The organism is Corynebacterium neomassiliense (assembly GCF_900626215.1).
Taxonomy (GTDB): domain Bacteria; phylum Actinomycetota; class Actinomycetes; order Mycobacteriales; family Mycobacteriaceae; genus Corynebacterium; species Corynebacterium neomassiliense.
Map to the genome: position 1 here is coordinate 2,289,463 of NZ_LR131106.1, position 16,008 is coordinate 2,305,470.

Genomic DNA, 16,008 nt, shown 5'->3' on the forward strand with positions numbered 1-16,008 from the left:
ACCGAAGAGGTAGAGACTCCCATGGTTCTCAAGCTCCCCCGTGACCACTTCTGGCTCCCGAAGGGGTTCACGGTCATTCCCGAGGTGCCGGACACGCCTCCGCACCCCGAGTCGCGGGAACTGTTCTACGGCAGGATCATCATCCCCTTCGCGAAACTGTGGATGCGTCGGATGCAGCACCTCACCGTGGAGATCCGCCATCCTGAGCGGATCCCCGCCACCGGAGGGGCGGTGCTCGCGGTGAACCACACCGGGTACTGGGACTTCGTGTTCGGGGGCATCCCCGCCGCATACCAGGGGGGCCGGCTGGTCCGCTTCATGGCGAAGAAGGAGATCTGGGACAATCCTCTCGCCGGCGCGGCCATGACCGGATGCCGTCACATCCCCGTGGACCGGGCGGACGGCGCCGCCTCCGTCCGTGAGGCGACGCAACGGGCCGCCGCCGGGGAGCTCATCGGTATTTTCCCGGAGGCGACCATCTCCCGCTCCTTCGAGATCAAGGAGGTCAAGGACGGGGCCGCGCGTATAGCCCGGGACGCCGGTGTCCCGCTGATCCCGGTGATCCTCTGGGGTTCACAGCGGATATGGACGAAGGGCCGCAAGCCGGTGTGGCGTCCACGGAACGCCTGCCTGGTCGTTGACGTCGGAGAGCCGGTGGAGCTCACCGGGGACGCCCGGGAGGACACCCGCCGTCTCCGCGAAGCGATGACCTCCCGGCTCGACCGGGTCCGCGCCAGGTACACGGAGCTCTACGGGCCGTTCCCTCCCGGGGAGTTCTGGATGCCCGCGTCTCTCGGCGGTTCCGCCCCCACACTGGAGGACGCCACCGTCAGGGACCGGGAGGACGCCCGACGCAGGCGTGAGGAACGCGCCGCCCGCGAGGCCGAACTGAGGGCCCACCCGGAGAGGGCGGGGAAGAAGCCGCTGTGGAAGAAACTGCTGAGGCGTTGACCGCGGGCCCGGGAGTGTCCCCGGTCGCAGCACCGGTCCAGGCCCCGGTCGCGGCACCGCGCCCGACGCTGGTCGTCAGTGACCTGGACGGTACTCTGCTCACCTCGGCGGACCGGGTTTCACCGCGGACACGGGAGGTCATCGGCCGGCTCGTCGCTGACGGGGTGCGGTTCATTCCCGCGTCGGGGCGTCCTGCCCGCTGGATTCTCCCGGTCGTCGAGCAGCTCGGCCTGTCACCGGTGTGTGTCTGCGCCAATGGTGCGGTCGTCTACGATTCAGCCACCGACAGGGTCACCTACGCGGCGGAACTCTCCCCGTCGGTGCTGCGGAGGGTGGCGTCGGACATTGTCGACGCCACCGGCCCGGTCCTCGCCCGTCGGGGACTGGGCCCGGTGAGCTTCGCGGTGGAACGCACCGGCACGAGCGCTTTCGACCGTGCCGACGAACTGTTCGCCGTAGAACCGGCCTTCCCCCACGCCTGGGACTCTGAGGAGCACGCCGTGGAGACCCGGGACCGGCTGTTGTCCAGTCCGGCGGTGAAACTGCTGGTCCGTCACGAGGGCCTGGGTTCGGCGGACATGTTCGACCTGGTGGAACCTGTCGTCGACCCGGATGACGCCCATGTGACCTGGTCTTTCGACGGCGGGCTGCTGGAGGTGAATGTTCCCGGGGTGACGAAACTCTCCGGACTGGCGCACGCCCTGGGTGACGCCTCAGGTGGGGATGTCGGCGCGGACGCTGTGCCGGGGATCGACCCTGCCCGGGTCGTCGCGTTCGGGGACATGCCCAATGATCTGGCGATGCTGAGGTGGGCGGGGTTCGGGGTGGCGATGGGCAACGCCGTACCTGAGGTGAGGGACGCCACGGTCCACCACACCGTGTCCAACGACGATGACGGTGTGGCGGAAGTGCTCGAACGCTGGTTCTGATGCGGCGCGGCCCCTCGGCCCGTACCTTGACCTCCATGGCATCGAGCTCCATGGCATCAGCAGACTCCCCGGTACCGTCGCGCACCCGTCTCCACCTCAGTCCCGTGCGTCCCCGTGATCCGGGCGAGCGGCACCGCGCCGCGAGTACCCTTGAGCTTTTCTTCGACCTGGTTTTCGTCATCGCAGTGTCGTTGGCGAGTACGAACCTCCACGAATCTCTTGTGGAGGGGCATGTCCGGCACGGAATTTCCTCGTACCTGATGATCTTCTTCGCGGTCTGGTGGGCGTGGATGAACTTCACCTGGTTCGCCACCAGTTTCGACAATGACGACTGGCTGTACCGGGTCATGACCTTCGTCCAGATGGCCGGGGTCCTTGTCCTGGCGGCCGGTATCCCCCCGGCTTTCTCCGACGGAGACTTCCGGCTGGTGGTCGTCGGCTATGTCGTCATGCGGCTGGCAATGGTCAGCCAGTGGCTCCGGGCCTCACGGGCCGGAGGTGCTGCGGGGCGGGCGGCACGGGTGTACGCCGGGGGGATCGCCGCAGTACAGGTGCTCTGGGTGGCCTGGTTGTTCCTCCCCGGCCAGGCGCAGGCCGTGGTTTTCCTTGTCCTGGTGGCGGCGGAGCTTACCGTCCCGGTCATCGCCGAACGGCGGGGCCGTACGCCCTGGCATGCCCGTCACATCACCGAGCGCTACGGCCTGTTCACCCTCATTCTCATGGGTGAGAGTCTTCTGGGGTCCGCGAACGCGATCATCGAGGCGCTCCATGAGGGGGAGTACCTCGGGGAGCTGGTGCCGTTGGCGGTGCTCGCGTTCACGGTCACGGCGTGCCTGTGGTGGATATATTTCTGGGCGCCGCACCACGGGAGGATCTCCGACATGGCGCATTCACTGGTGTACGGCTACGGCCACTACTTCATCTTTGCTGCGGCGGGTGCCCTGTCGGCGGGAATCGAGTCTGAGATCAGCAGCATCACCGGGCACAGTGAACTGGGGGAGATCGCGACGAGTTTCACGGTCACTCTCCCCGTCGCGGTGTTCATGGCAGGTGTCTGGCTGCTGGTGATACGACCTGTCGGCAGCAGGCTGGTCAATCTGGTGGTTCCGCTGGCAGCCCTGCTCGTCTTCCTGGATCCCCTGATCCCGGTGCCCACCGCGTGGAGTGCCGTCGTTCTCGTCCTGGTGGTGGCTGTGCTGGTGGCGGGTCCTGACGGGGCGGAACAGCAGGAATGACGCCGCGTTCTTCCGTGGCGTCCTCCCTGCTGCGGTGGGCTCCTCCTAGCTGTTGTCGTGCGGAGCGCCGTCCGGGGAGGGCATGCTGTCGGCGAGGGCGGCGGCGGTGTCGCGGTGTGCCCCGGATATCTCTTCCGGCAGGTCGGCGAATGCGGACAGGTGTACGCTCCGGGCCTGTATCTCCTGCCCCCAGCGGACAGGGTCGATGCTGAGCAGCCGGGTCAGGTCGTCGGCCGGGATGTCGAGGCCGGTGAGGTCGAGTTCACCGGCGGCTGGGACGACACCGACGGGGGTGGGGATGCCGGTGACCGTGCCTTCGCGGTACGCGAGCAGCCACAGCAGGACCCGCAGGTTGTCCCGGAATCCGGACCACAGGTAGTGACCGTCGTCGGGGTCGCGCTGGAACCAGTTGACGTGGGCGAAGGTCGGAGGTTCGGTCAGCCGGCCGAGGATGTCCAGCCAGTGTCGTGCGTAGTCGCCTTCGGGGTAGGAGAGGAAGGGGCGCATGGACATCGGGTCGTAGCGCAGCTGTCCGTCGAGACCTTCGGCGGCGAAGGTGGCCTCTGCGCCGAGGGTGAGACCGTCGTAGACTCCGGCGGCGTTGCCCTCGACGACCCGGGCGAGGGGTTCCCGGTCCCTGGTGCGGCCGCCGAAGATGATGAGGTCGACCGGGACTCCGGCGGGGTCGGTGGCGTCGGGTGCCAGTGTGGTGACGTTGCTGAGGGCGGTGGTGAACCTGCTGTTGGGGTGGGCCCACGGGGCATCACGGTCGGAGGGGTCCCGGTCGTCGATGAGGGTGCCGGTCCAGTCCCTCCAGCCTGTGGTGTCCTCCGGTGTGTCGGGTGTCTTTCCCTCCCACCAGACGTCGCCGGTGAGTTCGTTGTAGGCGACGTTGGTGAAGATGGTGCCGGTGCCGGGGCGGACGGCCTCCATTGCCGCGGGGTTGGTGCGGCTGTTGGTGTCCCGGGCGACGCCGAACACGCCGTTCTCCGGGTTCATGGCGTAGAGCCGGCCGTCGTCTCCGACCCACATCCAGGCGATGTCGTCGCCGTAGAAGATGACACGGTACCGGTCGCCCAGGGCGTCGGGGGGCAGGGTCATCGCCAGGTTGGTCTTCCCGGAGGCGCTGGGGAAACCTCCCGCGACGTGCCAGGTCTTCCCGGTGAGCGTGTCGGTGACGCCGAGGAGCATGAACTGTTCGGCGAGGAAGTCCCCGGTGCGGCGACCGTCGTAGGAGGCCAGGCGGAGTGCGTGGGCGATCTTGCCGAGCAAGGCGTTTCCACCGTAGGCGGACCCGTAGTGGATGATCGTCCGTTCATCGGCGAGGGTGGCGAACAGACGCTGGTCGTCGTCGGTTCCCTGACCGAGGCTCTCGGGGTCGCCGGAGACCTGGACGCCGCGGACGAAGTAGCCGGGGTCGGAGGATTCGGCGAGTTCCTCGAGGAAGCGGGTGCTGACCCGTGCCATCCTGATCATCTGGAGGACGACAGTGCGGTCGTCGGTGAGTTCGACACCGAGCGCGTGGCGGGCGAGAGGGCCACCGGGAACGGCCATGAGGTAGGGGACGACGTACATGGTCCGACCCGCTGACGCACCCTGCAGTCGGGAGGTGAGTTCGGCCTTCACCTCTTCTGCGGGACGCCAGTTGTTGTACACGCCGGCGTCGGAGGGGTCGGAGGTGGCTACGACGGTCCTCTCCTCGGAGCGTGCGGTGTCCCTGGGGTGGGAGCGGGAGTAGTAGCGTCCGTCACCTGCCGGGTGGAGTTCGCCGGCGGCGAGGGCTTCCTCCAGCAGGGAGGCGTCGTCGGAGGCGTCGACGACGACGACACGGTCGGGGCGGGTGATCTCCGCCCAGTGTGCGATGAAGTCCCGTACCGGGCCTTCGGGCACGCTGTCGGGGATCTGTGGTGCCCGGGTGTTCTGCAGTGTCACGGTAATCCTTCTTCTGTTCCTGTGATTCTGTGTACTTCTGGTCCCGTCTCTTATACACATCCCCGAGCCCACGAGACGGGCTCCTATCCCGTATGCCGTCTTCTGCCTGGACAAAAANAAGTGCCGTCCGACGTGCGCTTCCTCGCGCATCCGGGTGACCATGTGCGGGTAGTGCAGCTCGAAGGCGGGCCGCTCGGAACGGATCTTCGGCAGGGAGTCGAAGTTGTGCCGCGGGGGCGGGCAGGAGGTCGCCCACTCCAGCGAGTTTCCGTAACCCCAGGGGTCGTCGACGGTGACGACCTCGCCGTAACGCCAAGAGCTGAACACGTTCCAGATGAACGGCAGGACCGAGACACCCAGGATCAGTGCGCCGATGGTCGAGACCTGGTTCAGGGTGGTGAAACCGTCCGAGTCCAGGTAGTCGGCGTAGCGCCGGGGCATGCCCATGTTGCCGAGCCAGTGCTGCACCAGGAATGTGGTGTGGAAGCCGATGAACGTCAGCCAGAAGTGGATCTTGCCCAGCTTCTCGTTCAGCATCCGGCCGGTCATCTTCGGGAACCAGAAGTAGACGCCGGCGTAGGAGGCGAACACGATGGTGCCGAACAGGGTGTAGTGGAAGTGCGCGACCACGAAGTACGTGTCCGACAGGTGGAAGTCCAGTGCCGGGGAGGCCAGCATGACGCCGGTGAGGCCGCCGAAGAGGAACGTCGCGAAGAACCCGAGTGCGAAGATCATCGGGGTCTCGAAGGTGATCCGGCCCTTCCACATCGTGCCCAGCCAGTTGAAGAACTTGATACCGGTCGGCACGGCGATGAGGAAGGTCATGAAGGAGAAGAACGGCAGCAGTACCGCACCGGTGACGAACATGTGGTGCGCCCACACTGCCAGGGAGAGGGCCGCGATCGACAGGGTGGCGAAGATCAGGCCGACGTAGCCGAACATCGGCTTACGGCTGAACACCGGGAAGATCTCCGAGACGATTCCGAAGAACGGCAGTGCCAGGACGTAGACCTCGGGGTGGCCGAAGAACCAGAACAGGTGCTGCCAGAGAAGTGCACCACCGTTGGCCGGGTCGTAGATGTGACCGCCCAGGAGCCTGTCGTACAGGACGCCGAGAGCTGCCGCGGTGAGCAGCGGGAAGATCAGCAGGGCCAGCAGGGAGGTGACCAGGATGTTCCAGGTGAAGACCGGCATCCGGAACATGGTCATACCCGGGGCGCGCAGGCACAGGATCGTGGTCATCATGTTGATGGCCGAGGCGATGGTGCCGACACCGCCGACACCGACACCGAGGATCCACAGGTTGGAACCGACCCCGGGGCTGTGGATGGCGTCCGCCAGGGGCATGTACATCGTCCAGCCGAAGTCGGCGGCGCCACCGGGGGTGAGGAACCCGGAGAGCATGAGCACGCCGCCCCAGGTGGTCAGCCAGAATCCCAGCGCGTTGAGGCGGGGGAAGGCGACGTCAGGGGCGCCGATCTGCAACGGCATGATGTAGTTCGCGAAACCCCACACGACCGGGGTCCCGTACAGCAGGAGCATCACCGTGCCGTGCATGGTGAACAGCTGGTTGAACTGCTCGTTGGACAGGTACTGCATGCCCGGGTGGAACAGCTCCACGCGGATCAGCAGGGCCATGAGACCGCCGATGAAGAAGAAGCAGAAGGACATGATGATGTACATGATCCCGAGCTGCTTGTGGTCGGTGGTCGTCAGTATGTTCCAGGCGTGGTTGCCCTTGAGGGACTTCCCGCCTTGCGGAGCAGGCCGTGTGGGAGCGACCGGATGGTCTTCCCGAGGCGCTACTGCGGTCATTCAATCCTCCTGACTACGCGGAGCCGCTCGTCGGGACGGCTCCCTTTGAATGAACTGCACGGTGTGTGGCTCGGCGGCGAAGTCGTCACCTCCGCCGACCCATCCAGCGCAGACTGCAACCCATGGTAATAGGTGCGTCCTGATATTGATAGCCGGAACCCCCCTGGCCGGTCGGGGCTGCGCGATCGGGGGTGGTGACCTCCTGACGGGCAGCTGGCGGTACCCCCTCACCGGCACCCCGGCCTCAGAACTCCCAGTCGTCGTCGGTGGTGTTCTCAGCCTTGCCGATGACGTAACTCGACCCCGATCCGGAGAAGAAGTCATGGTTTTCGTCGCCACCCGGGTTCAGGGCGGAGATGATTGACGGCGAAACCCTGGTTTCGTCGGCCGGGAACAGACCTTCGTATCCGAGATTGTTCAGCGCCTTGTTGGCGTTGTACCGCAGAAAGCGCTTGACATCCTCTGTCCACCCGAGGTCGTCGTAGAGGTCCTCGGTGTACTGGCATTCGTTGTCGTAGAGGTCGAACAGCAGCTCGAACGTGTGGTCCTTGAGCTCCTGCTGGCGCGCCGCGGTCTCCTTCTCGAGCTCACGCTGGTACTTGTATCCGATGTAGTACCCGTGCACCGCCTCGTCGCGGATGATCAGCCTGATCACGTCGGCGGTGTTGGTCAACTTGGCGTGCGAGGACCAGTACATCGGCAGATAGAAGCCGGAGTAGAAGAGGAAGGACTCCAGCAGGGTGGAGGCGATCTTCTTCTTCAGCGGATCCTCGCCCTGGTAGAAGTTCAGGACGATGTCCGCCTTGGTCTGGAGATTCTGGTTCTCCTCCGACCAGCGGAAGGCGTCGTTGATCTCCGGGGTGGACGCCAGGGTCATGAAGATCGACGAGTAGGACTTCGCGTGCACCGACTCCATGAAGGCGATGTTGGTGTAGACCGCCTCCTCGTGCGGGGTCAGGGCATCCGGGATGAGACTGGTCGCACCCACCGTGCCCTGGATCGTGTCCAGCATCGTCAGGCCGGTGAACACTCTCATGGTGGCCCGCTTCTCCGCCTCGCTCAGCGTTCCCCAGCTCTTGATGTCGTTGGACAGCGGCACCTTCTCCGGAAGCCAGAAGTTTCCGGTCAACCGGTCCCACACCTCGAGGTCTTTCTCATCGGCGATGGTGTTCCAGTTGATTGCGGTCACCCGACCTCCCGCCCGGTGGTGGACCGGAGTGGTGATCTGTCCCGACGTCGTCATACGGCTCTCCTGCTGTAGTGCGGATTCTCCGCCCGGCCCGGTACTCCCCCGTGGCCCGGCACAACCCTCACCGTACCCCATCTCCATCCCGGCCCACGGCAGGTTGCACCACCTGCCTCAGAGGTCCCGGTCACACTGTCGAGAGCCTTCCCGGCACCCCACCGGAGAAGGGTCGGGGGCAGTGCCGGAAAACCTTCCGCCTCCCCGTCACGGTAGCCACAGAACACACCCCTACCCCCGTTTTGAGGTGCCCCGAACAAGGTAAACGATACCTGCCTTCGAGGGGCCGGAGTCCCGAACTGCCGGCAGGCACTCCCGACAGCTACAGAAACCCTATATGACCTGCATGTTTTAGTAGACACACACAAGAGTGCAGCCAAAGTTCACTAAGGTCAGACACGCCTGTTTACCTGCACATATAAGCAATGGTAAGGCTAAATGGTCTAGATAGAGGATGATCCGATCAGTATGGTTGCCGGTATGAGCATCAACGAGAAGTTCCAGGAAGCAGTCAACAAGCAGGTCGTCGCCGAGCACCAGGCGTCACTCATCTACAGCCAGCTGTCCTACGAGATGGACCGTCTGTCCTTCCTCGGCATGCGGGACTGGTTCCGCGCCCAGGCAGACGAGGAGCGGACCCATGCACAGAAGTTCGCCGACCACCTTCTCGACCGTGAGGCACGTGTCGACCTGACGGACATCGAACTGCCGTCGCTGAAGATCGCGACCCCGCTCGACGCATTCGAGGCCGCTCTCGCCCACGAGCAGAAGGTGTCCGCGATGATCCGTGACCTCGCCCGCGTCGCCGATGAAACCGGCGACATCGATTCGCGGTCCCTGATCAACTTCTTCCTCGCGGAGCAGATCGAGGAAGAGTCGACCGTCAACGACATCATCGACTGGATCAAGGTCGTGGGCAACGACGGTTCCGGTCTCCTCCGCATCGACGCCAAGCTCGGTGCACGCACCTCGGCCTAGCAGCCGGCCGGTCCACGGAGGGCCCGGCGCAACCGTCACGGTTGCGCCGGGCCCTTCAGCTGTATGTCACCCGGGCAGGCGCAGACGCTGAACTCCGCAGCACGGTCTGTGCCACAGTCCGCACTGTGACCACTGCTGCGGTCCGCGGCACGGTCTGCACTCCGGTCAGTGCCGTGACACGGGTCAGAGCATGCAGCTCACGCACCCCTCCACCTCAGTGCCCGTCAACGCCGTCTGCCGCAACCGGATGTAATACAACGTCTTGATCCCCTTCCGCCACGCATAAATCTGCGCACGGTTAATATCACGCGTCGTCGCATCATCCGTGAAAAACAACGTCAACGACAGACCCTGATCAACATACTTCGTCGCCACAGCATACGTGTCAATAATCTTCTCATACCCGATCTCATACGCATCCTGGAAAAACTCCAGATTATCATTGTCCATATGAGGCGCCGGATAATACACCCGCCCGATCTTCCCCTCCTTCCTGATCTCAATCTTCGACGCAATAGGATGAATCGACGACGTCGAATTATTGATGTACGAAATCGACCCCGTCGGCGGCACCGCCTGCAGATACCGGTTGTACAGACCGAACTCCATCACCGACGCCCGCAACTCCGCCCAGTCCCCCACCGACGGAACACGAATCGACGACCCCTCAAAAATCTCCCGCACCCGCGCCGTCACCGGAGCAAACTCCTCCGGATCATACCGGTCAAAAAACGCACCCGACGCATACTCCGACGACTCAAACCCACCGAACCGCACACCCCGCTCACGAGCCAGCACATTCGACGCCCGCAGACACTCGAACATCACCGCCGCAAAATACGCGTTCGTGAAATCCAGAGCCTCCTCCGACCCGTAGAAAATATGCTCCCTCCCCAGGAAACCATGCAGATTCATCTGACCCAGACCAATCGCATGAGAACGCTCGTTACCCTGACGAATCGACGGCACAGAATCAATCGACGTCTGGTCGGACACCGCCGTCAACCCACGAATCGCCGTCTCAATCGTCAACGAAAAATCAGGGGAATCCACGGCCGCAGCAATATTCAACGACCCCAGATTACACGAAATATCATCCCCCACCCGAGCATACGACAAATCATCATTGAACTCCGACGGCGTCGACACCTGCAAAATCTCGGAACACAGGTTCGAATGCGTCACACGACCCTCGATCGGATTCGCACGATTCACCGTATCCTCGAACATGATGTACGGATACCCCGACTCGAACTGAATCTCCGCCAACGTCTGGAAAAACTGCCGGGCATTGATCTTCGACTTCCGGATCCGCGGATCCTCCACCATCTCATCATAATGCTCAGACACCGACACATCCGCAAACGGACGACCGTACACCCGCTCCACATCATACGGAGAAAACAGGTACATGTCATCATTACGACGCGCCCACTCAAACGTCACAACCGGAATCACCACACCCAACGACAACGTCTTGATCCGGATCTTCTCGTCCGCATTCTCCCGCTTCGTGTCAAGCAAACGCATGATATCCGGATGATGCGCATGCAGCTACACCGCACCCGCACCCTGCCGCGCCCCCAGCTGCTGCGCATAAGAAAACGAATCCTCCAGCACCTTCAGCACCGGCATCACACCCGACGACTGATTCTCAATATGCTTGATCGGCGCACCGACCTCACGGATGTTACTCAACAGCAACGCCACCCCACCCCCACGCTTCGACAACTGCAACGCCGAATTGATCGACCTGCCGATCGACTCCATGTTGTCCTCGATACGCAACAGGAAACAACTCACCGGCTCACCCCGCTGAGCCTTACCCACATTCAGAAACGTCGGCGTCGCCGGCTGGAACCGACCCTCGATAATCTCGTCGACCAACCGCGACGCCAACCCCTCGTCACCGTCAGCCAACCCCAACGCCACCATGCACACCCGGTCCTCGTACCGCTCCAGGTACCGACTGCCGTCAAACGTCTTCAACGTGTACGACGTGTAGTACTTGAACGCCCCCAGAAACGTCCGGAACCGGAACTTGTGCGCATACGCCTGCTTGAACAACCCCTTGACAAACCCCGGATCATACCGGTCCAGCACCGCAGCATCGTAGTAGTCGTTGTCGACCAGATACCCCAGCTTCTCCTCCAGATCATGGAAATACACCGTGTTCCGGTTCACATGCTGCAGGAAAAACTGGTTCGCCGCCTCCCGGTCCTTGTCGAACTGGATACGGCCCTGACCGTCATACAGGTTCAGCATCGCATTCAACGCATGGTAGTCCAGCTGGTCAGCCCGGTCCACCGGCTCCGCGACAGTCTTACCGAGATCAGTCGTCATCATGTCCCATCCTGAAATTCTGGAGCACCGGATCTCCCTGGGACCCGGCGTCGGTTCTGGTGTAGGTCCTGTTGCGGTAGACGGCGGGCTCCCGGGGGTCCAGCGGAATCCAGGTGACCTGGACGGTGCCGATGAACAGGGCGCTGTCGGCGACGGGGAGAACGCGGTCGACACGGATGAGCATCCGCCCGCAGCAGTCTTCGACAGCGGGGAGGCCTCCCGGTCCGTGGGAGTCCTCGACTGTGCTGAAGCGGTCCATGCCCGGGGCGGCGAAGTGCCGGGCGGTGTCTTCTCCGTCCACGGAGACCACCTGGGCGAGGATGCGCGGTGACTCGGCGAACACGGGAAGGACGGATGAGGTGCTGTGCAGCGCGAAGGTGACGGTGGGCGGGTCTGAGGAGACCGGAGTCAGTGACGTCACTGTGACACCGAAGGGCACGCCGTCGCTGTCTCGGGTGGTGAGGACCCACACGGCCTGGGGCGTCTGCCGGAACAGGTTGCGGAAGCCTTCTGCCGTGGCTGTCACTCGGCTGCACCGCCGGCGACGGCGTCTGTCGGCCGTAGTCCTGTTCGGTCGGGCGGGACGGCCGACGGTGGACCGGCTGTGGTGGTCGTCGTTGTCGGCGCATCGGTGATGCAGGGCATTCGGTACTCCTCTGGGGGTGCTGCTCGTGGTCTGCGGCGTCCCCCGGCGTCTCCGGTGCCGGGGTGCCGGGATGACGACGAGAGTAGCACGGAATCCAAGGAGTGGTACATTAAAGTTCATGGTATTGAACTCTGGGGGGCGGAGCAGCCCCTTCCTCGTGTACTTCTCCTCGGCTTCGGAGAACACCAGACGTTTCATCGAGGCGGTCGGACTCCCGGCCGCCCGGATACCACTGCGGAGGAAGGATGATCCCCTCTCTGTCCGACGGCCGTACATCCTGCTCACCCCCACCTACGGGGGCGGGGACGAGGGGAAGGCGGTGCCCCGGCAGGTCATCCGTTTCCTCAACGACCCGGACAACAGACGCTGGATCCGCGGCGTCATCACCAGCGGGAACATCAATTTCGGAGAAGCCTACTGCGCCGCAGGGAGAATCATCTCCGCGAAGTGCAGGGTGCCTGAGCTGTACCGGTTCGAACTCCTCGGCACCCGGCGCGACGTTGAGACCGTCCGCGAGGGGGTCACGGAGTTCTGGCGTTCCGGGACAGCTGACACAGACGTGCCGGACAGGGACAGACCCCACAGGGAAACACCCCACAGGGGCAGCCCGGAAGAAGACCGGCCTGACCGGACCGCAGTTCACGACCACAGCACAGAAGACAGGGAGACCGCATGACCTACACCGACCATTCCCAGACACCGCCCCAGTGGCGTCCGGGTTCCACCGTCCCGTTGCGTCCGGTGAACTGGAACCGGATCGAGGACCCCAAGGATCTTGAGGTGTGGCAACGACTGACCGGCAACTTCTGGCTCCCCGAGAAGGTCCCGCTGTCCAATGACCTCCCGGACTGGCGTGCTCTCAGTGACGCCGAACGAACCCTCACCACCCGTGTCTTCACCGGTCTGACCCTGCTGGACACGGTGCAGGCCACAGTCGGTGAGATCAGTCAGATCCCGGACGCCCGCACAGAACACGAACAGGCCGTGTACGCGAACATCGCCTTCATGCAGGCTGTCCACGCCCGCAGTTACAGCTCGGTGTTCTCCACCATGTGCAGTTCCGGGGAGATCGAGGACGCCTACACCTGGGCCGTGGAGAACCGACGGCTGCAGCCCCGGGCCACCGCGGTGATGCGCCACTACGTCGGAACGGATCCGTTGAAGCGGAAGGTGGCTTCCACTCTGCTGTCGTCACTGCTGCTCTACGCCGGTTTCTATCTGCCGCTGTGGTACTCCAGCCGTGGGGTGATGATGAACACCGCCGACATGATCCGGCTGATCCTGCGCGACAAGGCTGTGCACGGCTACTACTCCGGGTACAAGTACCAGCGTGGTCTGGAGGCACACCCTGACCGGGTGGCGGAGATGGAGGACTTCACCTACCGCTTCACCGCGGAGCTCCTCGACCTGGAGAAAAACTACTCGGAGGACCTGTATTCCCTGGTCACGGACCAGCCGGATGCTCCCCTGACCTATGCGGGTGTGGACGCGTTCGTCCACTACAACGCGGACAAGGCGCTGATGAACCTCGGTTACACGCCGCAGTATGAGCAGCGGTCGGCAAAGGTGGGGCCGGAGATCATCGCCGCGCTCACCCCGGACTCCTCGGAGACCCACGACTTCTTCAGTGGTTCAGGGTCGAGCTACGTCATGGGGCGGGCTGAGGTGACGGTGGAGGACGACTGGGACTTCTGATCCGCCCGCCGGCACCGCCTGCCGGAGATCCTGTCGCATCCGCTGTCACCCCTGACGGGCACCCCCGTTGCGTGTGGATGCAGCTGTCACCGGCGGCCGGTCGGACTGTGCCCGACCCGGATCAGGCAGGATCAGGTCAGGTCACGCCAGGTCAGGCGAGATCAGGTCCGAAGGCGGCACAAATGTGGGCAGGGCCACGCTGACAAGTGGAAAGTGAGTGCCGAAACGGGGCTACCCTGGGGCGCTGTGTACCGGCAGAATCTGTCGGACGCCGACAATTCAGAAGAAACTTCGGAAGGAACAGTCATGGGTGAACCCCGTGTAGCACTCGTCACCGGCGCAGGCCAGGGCATCGGCCGTGGTATCGCGTTGAAGCTCGCCGCCGACGGATTCGACATCGCCGTCGCCGACCTGCCTTTCCAGGAGGAGAAGGGTAAGGGCGTGGTCGCGGAGATCGAGGCCCTCGGCCGTCGTGCGATCTTCGTCGCAGCTGACGTCTCGAAGAAAGACGACATCGTCGCCGCCGTCGACGCCGCGGCCGACCAGCTCGGCAGCTTCGACGTGATCGTCAACAACGCCGGTATCGCGCAGGTCAAGCCGGTTCTCGAGATCACCGGTGAGGATCTCGACAAGATCTTCTCCATCAACGTCAACAGTGTCGTCTTCGGCATCCAGGCAGCGGCCGCGAAGTTCGAGGAGCTCGGCAAGAAGGGCCGCATCATTTCCGCTGCCTCCATCGCCGCGATCCAGGGATTCCCGATCCTCGGCGCCTACTCCGCGTCGAAGTTCGCTGTCCGTGGCATCACCCAGGTCGCCGCCCAGGAACTCGCGCCCAAGGGCATCACGGTCAACGCCTACGCCCCCGGCATCGTCGGCACCGGCATGTGGGACCTCATCGACGAGCGTCTCTCCGAGATCAACGGCAAGCCCCGCGGCCAGAACCTCAAGGAGAACGTCGATTCGATCAGCCTCGGCCGTATCGAGACGCCTGAGGATGTCGCCGGTGTGGTGTCGTTCTTCGCCGGTCCGAACGCTGACTACGTCACCGGCCAGGTGCTGCTCGTCGACGGCGGCATGCTCTACAACTGACGGCTGCTATCACACCCGCACCACGATCTTGCCGGTGACGTGACCGGCCTCAAGATCGCGGTGGGCGCCTGCGAGGGTGGCTGCGTCCATCCCCTCCCGGACCTCCCCGGTGGTCGGGACGATGCGCCCGGTGTCCACCAGGTCGGCGATGCGGTCCAGGATCCTCCCCTGGGACGCCGGGTCGACCGTGGCGTCCGCGTCGGTACCGGAACCGTAGATCACCTTCGTGAACATCGACTCCCAGTGCAGGGAGACAGACTTGCGCTTGAACGCACCCAGGTCGAAGGACTCCGGGTCGTCGATGAGGCACAGGTGGGAGGCCGGTGCCATCAGCGCGGCGAGGTCACCGGAGCGTCCGGAGGACTGCGAGGAGAACACGAACCTCACCGGTGGCAGATCATGTCCGCCGGACGCCACCGGCTTCTGCAGCGCGGCGATCTGCTCTGCGAGCCCTTTCCGGTGGTCGATCACATGGTGCGCGCCCATGCGCGCCATCCAGGTCCTTGACCTGTCCCGACCGGCCGTGGCGATGACCGTCAGCCCGGTCAGTGCCCGGGCGAGCTGCACCATGATGCTCGGCACCCCGCCGGCACCGCCGACGACCAGCAGGGATGCCGGACTACCCGGGTCAGGGGCCACCCCGCTGTCCAGCCCTGCCCCCAGTCGCTCGAACAGTGCCTCCCAGGCTGTCAGCGAGGTCAGGGGCAGGGAGGCGGCGTCCTCCGGTGGCAGTGACGTGGGGGCATGTCCGACAAGGCGCTCGTCCACCGCGTGAAACCGGGAGTTCGTCCCGGGGCGCAGCTGTGACCCGGCGTAGAACACGGCGTCCCCCACCGCGAAACGGGTGACACCGGTGCCGGCCGCGACGACAGTGCCGGCGGCGTCATAGCCGAGGACTGGCTGCTCACCGGCGGCGACGGCTGCGGCGGCCCGGCGACGCATCTTCGTGTCGATCGGGTTGACCGACACTGCAGCGACCTTGACGAGAAGGTCGTGCGGTCCGGGCGCGGGAACCCCGGTGACGACATCGGTGAGGCAGCGGGGGTCGGTGGCGGGGTAGGCTTCCGTCACCGCGACAGCGTGCATGGTGGCGGGCAGGGGCGCAGCCTGTGCGGAGGGGCGGGCGGAAGCTTCCGGGGAGGGCATGTCAGT

At 64.4% G+C, this 16,008-nt stretch carries 11 protein-coding genes and 2 pseudogenes; 7 read left to right on the forward strand and 6 right to left on the reverse strand.

Annotation, left to right across the window (positions count from 1 at the left end; all coding sequences use genetic code 11):
• The first annotated feature begins 21 nt into the window (after nucleotides 1-21).
• The 3 genes from E0E18_RS10045 to E0E18_RS10055 are packed head-to-tail and all read left to right on the forward strand — an operon-like array spanning nucleotide 22 to nucleotide 3,115.
• Entirely contained in the window at nucleotides 22-951 is a 930-nt protein-coding gene (locus E0E18_RS10045) for a lysophospholipid acyltransferase family protein (RefSeq protein WP_130840611.1), read from the forward strand.
• Nucleotides 952-965: 14 nt separating this feature from the next.
• Nucleotides 966-1,880 carry an HAD family hydrolase gene (locus tag E0E18_RS10050; protein ID WP_227871306.1) on the forward strand — a complete coding sequence of 305 codons (915 nt, stop codon included), beginning with the start codon at nucleotides 966-968 and terminating at the stop codon, nucleotides 1,878-1,880.
• Nucleotides 1,881-1,915: 35 nt separating this feature from the next.
• Nucleotides 1,916-3,115 (forward strand): low temperature requirement protein A, encoded by a 1,200-nt coding sequence (locus tag E0E18_RS10055; protein ID WP_237559732.1) that lies wholly within the window; start codon nucleotides 1,916-1,918, stop codon nucleotides 3,113-3,115.
• Between the two features lie 45 nt (nucleotides 3,116-3,160).
• Here the strand turns inward: E0E18_RS10055 and E0E18_RS14510 are convergent, their stop codons facing one another.
• The 3 genes and pseudogenes from E0E18_RS14510 to nrdF (E0E18_RS10070) form a co-directional block, all read right to left on the reverse strand.
• Complete coding sequence (locus E0E18_RS14510) at nucleotides 3,161-5,107, reverse strand: phosphoenolpyruvate carboxykinase (GTP) (protein ID WP_130841398.1); 1,947 nt, start codon at nucleotides 5,105-5,107, stop codon at nucleotides 3,161-3,163.
• Nucleotides 5,108-5,167: 60 nt separating this feature from the next.
• A pseudogene (gene ctaD / locus E0E18_RS10065) lies at nucleotides 5,168-6,862 on the reverse strand (aa3-type cytochrome oxidase subunit I); the annotation flags it as partial.
• A 244-nt stretch (nucleotides 6,863-7,106) separates the two neighbouring features.
• Nucleotides 7,107-8,105, reverse strand: coding sequence for a class 1b ribonucleoside-diphosphate reductase subunit beta (gene nrdF / locus E0E18_RS10070; protein ID WP_110481745.1), 999 nt, complete (start codon nucleotides 8,103-8,105; stop codon nucleotides 7,107-7,109).
• Nucleotides 8,106-8,585: 480 nt separating this feature from the next.
• Between nrdF (E0E18_RS10070) and E0E18_RS10075 the strand changes: the two genes are divergently transcribed.
• Nucleotides 8,586-9,083: a ferritin gene (locus tag E0E18_RS10075; protein WP_066589753.1), complete on the forward strand. Its 498-nt coding sequence runs from the start codon at nucleotides 8,586-8,588 to the stop codon at nucleotides 9,081-9,083.
• Between the two features lie 183 nt (nucleotides 9,084-9,266).
• On the opposite strand, the pseudogene nrdE reads toward E0E18_RS10075, so the two are convergent.
• A pseudogene (gene nrdE / locus E0E18_RS10080) lies at nucleotides 9,267-11,426 on the reverse strand (class 1b ribonucleoside-diphosphate reductase subunit alpha).
• Complete coding sequence (locus E0E18_RS10085; protein WP_130840613.1) at nucleotides 11,416-11,952, reverse strand: flavin reductase family protein; 537 nt, start codon at nucleotides 11,950-11,952, stop codon at nucleotides 11,416-11,418. Before E0E18_RS10085 ends, nrdE begins: the two are co-directional and overlap by 11 nt.
• Before the next feature lie 238 nt (nucleotides 11,953-12,190).
• Between E0E18_RS10085 and nrdI the strand changes: the two genes are divergently transcribed.
• From nrdI to E0E18_RS10100, 3 genes are all read left to right on the forward strand, one after another.
• Nucleotides 12,191-12,748, forward strand: a complete 558-nt coding sequence (gene nrdI, locus E0E18_RS10090; RefSeq protein WP_130840615.1) for a class Ib ribonucleoside-diphosphate reductase assembly flavoprotein NrdI — start codon at nucleotides 12,191-12,193, stop codon at nucleotides 12,746-12,748.
• Nucleotides 12,745-13,767, forward strand: a complete 1,023-nt coding sequence (nrdF, locus tag E0E18_RS10095) for a class 1b ribonucleoside-diphosphate reductase subunit beta (RefSeq protein WP_078057245.1) — start codon at nucleotides 12,745-12,747, stop codon at nucleotides 13,765-13,767. The genes nrdI and nrdF (E0E18_RS10095) overlap by 4 nt, the downstream gene beginning before the upstream one ends.
• Nucleotides 13,768-14,073: 306 nt before the next feature.
• On the forward strand, nucleotides 14,074-14,856 hold the full coding sequence (locus E0E18_RS10100) for an acetoin reductase (protein WP_110482233.1): 783 nt from the start codon (nucleotides 14,074-14,076) through the stop codon (nucleotides 14,854-14,856).
• Nucleotides 14,857-14,865: 9 nt separating this feature from the next.
• Here E0E18_RS10100 and E0E18_RS10105 read toward each other — a convergent pair whose 3' ends face one another.
• Nucleotides 14,866-16,002 (reverse strand): zinc-binding alcohol dehydrogenase family protein, encoded by a 1,137-nt coding sequence (locus E0E18_RS10105; RefSeq protein WP_237559811.1) that lies wholly within the window; start codon nucleotides 16,000-16,002, stop codon nucleotides 14,866-14,868.
• Nucleotides 16,003-16,008 lie beyond the last annotated feature (6 nt).